The 6,188-nt window shown below is 70.5% G+C and carries 7 protein-coding genes; all 7 read right to left on the bottom strand.

The window, feature by feature from the left end; all coding sequences use genetic code 11:
* Nucleotides 1–158: DUF2878 family protein (locus D180_RS23000; RefSeq protein WP_043083637.1), on the bottom strand; the 158-nt coding region annotated here is incomplete at its 3' end.
* A complete protein-coding gene (locus D180_RS10290) occupies nucleotides 155–1,468 on the bottom strand; it encodes a cyclopropane-fatty-acyl-phospholipid synthase family protein (protein ID WP_017912728.1) in 1,314 nt (437 codons plus the stop codon). The genes D180_RS10290 and D180_RS23000, both read right to left, overlap by 4 nt.
* A complete protein-coding gene (locus D180_RS10285) occupies nucleotides 1,465–2,334 on the bottom strand; it encodes a DUF1365 domain-containing protein (protein WP_017909120.1) in 870 nt (289 codons plus the stop codon). The genes D180_RS10290 and D180_RS10285 overlap by 4 nt, the downstream gene beginning before the upstream one ends.
* On the bottom strand, nucleotides 2,331–3,584 hold the full coding sequence (locus D180_RS10280) for an FAD-dependent oxidoreductase (protein WP_017912727.1): 1,254 nt from the start codon (nucleotides 3,582–3,584) through the stop codon (nucleotides 2,331–2,333). The genes D180_RS10285 and D180_RS10280 overlap by 4 nt, the downstream gene beginning before the upstream one ends.
* Nucleotides 3,581–4,558 carry an acyl-CoA desaturase gene (locus D180_RS10275; protein ID WP_198526538.1) on the bottom strand — a complete coding sequence of 326 codons (978 nt, stop codon included), beginning with the start codon at nucleotides 4,556–4,558 and terminating at the stop codon, nucleotides 3,581–3,583. The genes D180_RS10280 and D180_RS10275 overlap by 4 nt, the downstream gene beginning before the upstream one ends.
* A 665-nt stretch (nucleotides 4,559–5,223) precedes the next feature.
* Nucleotides 5,224–6,015, bottom strand: coding sequence for an anti-sigma factor (locus D180_RS10270; RefSeq protein ID WP_017912725.1), 792 nt, complete (start codon nucleotides 6,013–6,015; stop codon nucleotides 5,224–5,226).
* A partial coding sequence (locus D180_RS10265; RefSeq protein WP_043090758.1) for a sigma factor-like helix-turn-helix DNA-binding protein occupies nucleotides 6,012–6,188 on the bottom strand: 177 nt, incomplete at its 5' end. The genes D180_RS10265 and D180_RS10270, both read right to left, overlap by 4 nt.

Here is a 6,188-nt window from a genome sequence, read left to right as displayed (position 1 = left end):
ATCGCGGCGTCGCCATGCGCGCGGCGCCGCGCCTGCAACTGGTACAGCGCGAACAGCGCCAGCGCCGCCGGGCCGGCCCAGGCCAAGCCGTGCGCGGCGCCGACGACGGCGGCCAGCCACAGCCCCTGCAGGGCGAGGTAGTTGATCAGGTTGCTCATGCATCGCACGCCAGCGCCGGCGCGAACTGCGCCGGCCGTGCGCGCGGCTTGCTCAGCCACAGGTGCACGTCGCCGATCGAGCGCTCCAGGAAACCGCCTTCGCAGTAGGCCAGATAGAACTCCCACATGCGGATGAAGCGTTCGTCGTAGCCGAGCGCGCGCACCTGCGGCAGCCTGGCCATGAAGCGTTCGCGCCAGGCGCGCAGGGTCAGCGCGTAGCTGGGGCCGATGTCTTCCAGGTTGAACAGGCGCAGGTCGCTGGCGCGGCCGATCGCCCCGGTCATCGCCGCCACCGAGGGAATGAAACTGCCCGGGAAGATGTGGCGCTTGATGAAGTCCACCGACTTCAGCGCCTGTGTGTAGCGGTGATCCTCGATGGTGATGGCCTGGATCAGCGCCTGGCCGTCGTCCTTGAGCAGGCTGCCGACCTTGCCGAAGTAGGTGTCCAGGTATTGATGACCGATCGCCTCGATCATCTCGATCGAGACCAGGCGATCGTAGCGGCCGTCGAGATCGCGGTAGTCGCGCAGCAGCACCTCGACCCGGTCCGACAGCCCGGCGGCCGCGATGCGCTGCCGGGCCAGTTCGTACTGCTCGCGCGAGATGGTGGTGGTGGTGACGCGGCAGCCGTGGTGCTTGGCCGCATGCAGCGCGAAGCCGCCCCAGCCGGTGCCGATCTCGACCAGGTGGTGGTGCGGCTGCAGGTCGAGCTTGGCGCAGATGCGCTGCAGCTTGCGTTCGGCGGCGCGTTCCAGTGCGGCCTCGCCCAAGGCGGCGTCGGCGTCGCGGAAGATCGCCGAGGAGTACATCAGGTTGCGATCCAGGAACAGCTCGAACAACGGATTGCCCAGGTCGTAGTGCGCGGCGATGTTGCGGCGGCTGCCGGCGCGGGTATTGCGCGCGAACGCGTGCAGGCCGCGCATCGCCAGGCCGCCGAGCCGGGCCAGGCCGGTCTCCATCGCGTCCAGGTGGTCGCGATTGCGCACCAGCAGGCGCACCAATGCGACCAGGTCGTCGCAATCCCACAGCCCGTCCATGTACGCCTCGCCGACACCGACGCTGCCGTTGAGCGCGGCCTGGCGGTAGAAGCGCGGGTCATGGATGCGCAGATGCGCCTGCAGCGTGTCGGCGCCCGCGGTGGAATCGCCCAGCGTGGTCAGCGTGCCGGCTTCCTCGATGCGCAACTGGCCCTCGCGCAGGCCATCCAGCGTGGCGAGCAGGCGTTGCCGCAGCAGGCGGTCGAGCCCGCGCAGCGGCGGTGCGGCAGGGGCCAGCGCGGCGGCGGAAGAGGGCGCGTGCGGAGCGTTCATCGGCGTTCTCGCGGAAGGGAGTGGTCGGGGTGGTCGTGCACCGGGTTGCCGCGCAGCCACAGCCGCAGCGCCTGCCAATGGATCTTGGCCATGACCTGCAGGGTCATCGCCGGATAGCGCAGCAGTGCCTGCGCCAGGCTGGCGCCGTCGAGCGCGCGGCGTTCGAGCACCAGGGTGGCGTCGAAGCGTCGCCGCGTCGCCGCCGGCGTGGGATCGAGCACGTCCATGTGCACGCGCAGTTGCGCGCCGGGTTCGCTGAAGCGCCAGGCATAGGTGTGCGCCATCGCCATGAACGGCGAGACGTGGAAGCGCTTGGCGAAGCGCCAGGCGTGCGTGGCGCCGTGGCTGCGCGCCTCGGCCATCGGCAGCACGTAGGCGTGGCGCTGCCGCCACGGCGTGTTGGTGATCTCGGCGACGATGCTGTGCAGGCGCTGCTGCGCGTCGTGGCAGTAGTAGAACGTGACCGGATTGAAGCAGTGGCCGAAGTAGCGCAGGTGGGTGAGCATGCGCACCGGGCCCAGCGGACGCTCGCCGGTGTGCTGCTGCACGCGGTCGCGTACCGCTTCGTCCAGCGGTTGCGCGGGGTCGCCCAGGTAGTCGCTGCGGCGGAACTCGGCCAGGTTGCGCCGGTTCACCGACCATAGCCAGCGCCGCGCGAATACCTGCTCCAGCTCGTCCAGGTCCAGGTACAGCAGGAACAGCGGGTAGCGGAACGCCAGCGCTTTCGGCGCGTAACGGCGATGCCGCACCCAGCCGGTGTATACCGCGCTGTGCAGGCCATGCAGGGTCGTGCCCGCCGCCGCCGACGTTGTCGAGACGGCGCCAGTCGGCGGGGCGGGCACGGCAGCACGGCGCATCAGCGTCATGACCAGGGTACCCCCAGCGCAGCGGCGACGTCGACCGCGCTGCGCAGGCCGTCCTCGTGGAAGCCGAAGCCCCAGCCAGCGCCGGCGAACCAGGTATTGCGCTGGCCCTGGATCTCGCCCTTGCGCGCCTGCGCCGCCACCGACGCCTGGGTCTGCAGCGGATGCCGGTAGCGCATGCGTCGCAGCACCTTGGCCGGATCGATCGCATCCGTGCGGTTGAGGCTGACGATGAACGGCTGCGGCGCCTGCAGCGACTGCAGCGCGTTCATCCAGTAGCTGACCGTGCACGGCGCGTCCGGATCCGCCGGTACATGCGCGTTCCAGGCGGCCCAGGCGCGGCGGTCGCGCGGCAGCACGCGCGCATCGGTGTGCAGCACGGTCTCGTTGTCCTGGTAGCCGATCGCGCCGAGGATCGCGGTTTCCGCGTCGCTGGGGTCGGTCAGCAGGCGCAGCGCGTCGTCGGCGTGGCAGGCCAACACCGCGTGGTCGTATTGCTGGGTGTCGGCATCGCAGGCGATCGCGACGCTGCCGTGGGCCGTGCGCTGCAGCGCGCGCACCGGCGTGCCCAGCCGCTCGCGCACGCGCCAGCGGCTGCGCAGCGCACGCACGTAGCTGTTGGAGCCGCCGCGCACCACCCGCCACTGCGGGCGGCCGCTGACCTGCAGCATGTGGTGATTGGCCATGAAGCCGATCAGCTGGCGCATCGGGAAATCGAGGATCTGCCGCGACGGCGAGGACCACAGCGCCGAGGCCATCGGCACCAGGTGCGCGTCGCGGAATACCTCGGAGTAGCGGTGGCGCTGCAGGAAGTCGCCGAGGGTGAGCTGCGCCAGCGTGGCGTCGTGCAGCACCTGCGGCGCCTCACGGTAGAACCGCCGCAGATCGCGCAGCATGCGCCAGAAGCGCGGCGACAGCAGGTTGCGGCGCTGGCAGAACAGCCCGTCGAGCGTGCCGGCGTTGTACTCCAGTCCGGTGCGTTCCTCGTGCACCGAGAAGCTCATCGTGGTCGGCTGCGACTCGACTCCCAGCCGCGCGAACAACGCGCTCAGCAGCGGGTAGTGCTCCGGATTGAACACGATGAAGCCGCTGTCCACCGTGTATTCCGCGCCGTCCAGTTCGATCGCGTGGGTATGGGTGTGGCCGCCGAGATAGTCGGCCGCCTCGTACAGCGTCACCTCGTGGCGCTGCGACAGCAGCCACGCCGCGCCAAGGCCGGCGATCCCCGAGCCCACCACCGCGATCCGGCTCATCGGGCACGCGCCTGTGCGCGCACCAGCCCGACCGGCACCGGCTTGAGCTCGCGGATCACGCGCGTCCACGACAGCGCCTTCAGGCCGTACCAGGTCAGGTCCAGCTCCCACCAGCGGAAGCCCTGGCGCGCGGCGCCGGGGAAGAAATGGTGGTTGTTGTGCCAGCCTTCGCCGAAGGTCAGCAGCGCCAGCCACAGGTTGTTGCGGCTGTCGTCGCGGGTGTCGAAGCGGCGGCTGCCGAAGCGGTGTGCCAGCGAGTTGATGGTGAAGGTGGCATGGAACAGCGCCACGGTGGAGACGAAGAAGCCCCACACCAGCAACTGCGGGCCATCGGTGCCGAGCTGCGGCACGTGCCGCTGCAGCCACCCGCCGAGCAGGAACAGCGCCAGCGCCAGCAGCACCGGCAGCAGCAGGTCGAAGCGGTCGAGGAAGCGCAGTTCGGGGAAGCGGCGCAGGTCCGGGATCGCCTCCCAGTCGGTGCGGAAGCCGCGCGGGGTCAGGAACCAGCCGCTATGGCTCCACCAGAAGCCGTGTTGGCGCGGCGAATGCGGATCGGCCGGGGTATCGGTATGGCGATGATGGTTGCGGTGGTGGGCGGCCCACCACAGCGGTCCGCGCTGCACGCAGGTGGCGCCGATCGCGGCGAACAGGAACTGCACCGGGCGCGAGGTCTTGAACGCGCGGTGCGCGAAATAGCGGTGGTAGAAGCCGGTGAGCGCGAACATGCGCACCGCGTACATCGCCACGGCCATGCCGACGGCGAACCACGACACGCCGACCCAGAACACGCCCAGGCACGCGAGGTGCAGGCCGATGTAGGGCGCGGCACGCAGCCAGTCGATGCGGTCTGCCCGCGCCGGATCCAGCTCGATCTCGGCACTGGTGTCGAACCAGCGCCGCAAGGTGCGCAGGATGCGGCCACGCGGGGCAGGTGGCGTTGTGGAAGGGCTGGGTTCCGGAACGGGACTCGGCACAAGCGCGTCTCATTGGGGGACTTTGGAGCGATACGGGCGAAACCGGAAGACGGATGCACCGCGTCGCATTTCCCCTGCACGGCTGCGAACGCGGCATGGCGGCCACGACGGCGCAGCGCAGGCGTCGCACGAATCGGAAGATCTGGCTGTCGTGCGGATGCGCGATGGCGGCGGGGATGTTGCCTGCGCACGAGTGGTGGGCGGGTGAATGCGCGCCGGGTTCTTGTAGACGAGCGCGGCATAGCCTGACCGCGGCCCGATCTCTCCGCGGCGCGTGCAAGGTACGTGGTGCACTGCCCCTCTCCCATCGGGAGAGGGGTTGGGGTGAGGGTACGGCGCGAAGCGCCTCGCGGAATCAGGTCCACGAGGCTTCGCCCGGACCCTCATCCGCCCCTTCGGGGCACCTTCTCCCGACGGGAGAAGGGGATCCATGGTCCCGGTGGGAGAAGGGTTGTCTACGGCGCCAGCTGCGGCGTGCTGAGGCGTTATTGCCCCTCTCCCGGCGGGAGAGGGGTTGGGGTGAGGGGACGGAGCGAAGCCCTCGCGCATCCAACTTGCGCTAGCGGACGCTGTACGAGGCTTCGCCCGGACCCTCATCCGCCCCTTCGGGGCACCTTCTCCCGACGGGAGAAGGGCATCCATGGTCCCGATGGGAGAAGGGGTGTCTACGGCGCCAGCTGCAGCGTGCTGATGCCGCCCTTGGCCACGACCGGACCGGTGGCCACGCCGCCGGGCGCGCCGCCGGGCGGTTCCATGGTGACCGCCAGCACCGCGCCGTCGCTGAGCATGGGCATCAGCGCATCGGGGATGCGCGCCACGCGCGCCTTGGCCTCGTCGAACACACCCATCGAGCGCGCCTTGCCGTCGGCCGGGATCAGCCACAGTTCGGGCACGCGCGCACTGTCGTGGGAGCCGGCCAGCGGGGTGAGGGTGATGCTGCGCTTGTCGGCGTCCATCAGCGCCACGTAGCCGGGCTTGCCGTCGTCCTGCATCAGCGTGGAGGTCATCGCGATGCCGCTGGGCTTGGGCGTGGTGGTAGTGGCGACCGGCGGGGGCTGCACGGCCGGCGGCGGCACCGGCGCACGTGCCAGCAGCAGCGCCAGCAGGCAGGCCGTGGCGGTGGCGAAGCCGCCGGCGCTGAGCCAGCGCCAGGTCCGCACGCTGTCCCAGAACCCGGGTGCGGCGGGGCGCGGGCGCGGCGCCGGCGCATCCAGGCCCAGCGAGGCGCGGATGCGCACCCACACGCGCTCGGGCACCGCTACCGGGGCGATCTCGTCGGCCAGCGGCATCAGATGTTGCTGCCATTGCAGCACGGCCGCGGCGAATTCGCGGTCGCTGTCGATGCGTGCTTCGGCGGCGCGGCGTTCCTGCGCGTCGAGCACGCCGAGCACGTACTCGCCGGCCAGCACGTCGCGCGGCGGCGGGGTTTCCTGTGGATCGGGCACGGAGGCGTTCATCGTTCCAGGCACGCTTTCAGTTTGGCCAGGCCACGGCGGATCCAGCTCTTGACCGTGCCCAACGGCGTGCCGCTGCGCTGGGCCAGTTCCTCGTAGGTGATGCCTTCGAAGAACGCGGTGCGGATCAAGTCGCCGCGCGGCGGCTCCAGTTCGCCCATGCACACGTCCAGGCG

The organism is Xanthomonas sp. SHU 166 (assembly GCF_000364685.1).
GTDB lineage: Bacteria > Pseudomonadota > Gammaproteobacteria > Xanthomonadales > Xanthomonadaceae > Xanthomonas_A > Xanthomonas_A sontii.
The sequence above is the reverse complement of the archived record's forward strand: the minus strand, read 5'-3'. Positions and strand labels throughout refer to the sequence as shown.

Bases quoted from the DNA above. Each gene is read 5' to 3' on its own strand.
- D180_RS10280 (WP_017912727.1), bottom strand. From the start codon at position 3,584: ATGAGCCGGATCGCGGTGGTGGGCTCGGGGATCGCCGGCCTTGGCGCG.
- D180_RS10290 (WP_017912728.1), bottom strand. From the start codon at position 1,468: ATGAACGCTCCGCACGCGCCCTCTTCCGCCGCCGCGCTGGCCCCTGCC.
- D180_RS10285 (WP_017909120.1), bottom strand. From the start codon at position 2,334: ATGACGCTGATGCGCCGTGCTGCCGTGCCCGCCCCGCCGACTGGCGCC.
- D180_RS10270 (WP_017912725.1), bottom strand. From the start codon at position 6,015: ATGAACGCCTCCGTGCCCGATCCACAGGAAACCCCGCCGCCGCGCGAC.